The sequence below is a fragment of the Flavobacterium cupreum genome (assembly GCF_003996965.1).
Lineage (GTDB): Bacteria > Bacteroidota > Bacteroidia > Flavobacteriales > Flavobacteriaceae > Flavobacterium > Flavobacterium cupreum.
Genome location: NZ_QWDM01000269.1, coordinates 1 through 255 on the forward strand (window position 1 = coordinate 1; position 255 = coordinate 255).

1 protein-coding gene is annotated in these 255 nt (G+C 36.1%); it reads right to left on the reverse strand.

Annotated features, from left to right (window positions below; genetic code table 11):
- Window positions 1–217 (reverse strand): hypothetical protein (locus D0817_RS25560; protein ID WP_134737824.1); only part of this gene is annotated, 217 nt, incomplete at its 3' end.
- Window positions 218–255 lie beyond the last annotated feature (38 nt).

A 255-nucleotide genomic window follows, 5' to 3' on the forward strand; every position in this document is an offset into this window, starting at 1 on the left:
GTCTTCTGTTTGATCGAACCAAACGTTTCTTTTTGTTTTTAAGCAACAAATGCGGTGCAAAGGCTGCCTTTGCAACTGTGCCCTGAGCCTTTTTTGAAAGAAGCAAATGCGGTGCAAATGCTGCTTTGGCTACGTTCTTTAAACTGACATTTTTAAGTCGAATCTTCTTTAAAAAGGATCTTCCAAGACCCGCGTCATTTACATTAACATGTATCATACTTCATTATTTATTAGATTTTCCAAATAGAAATAAAC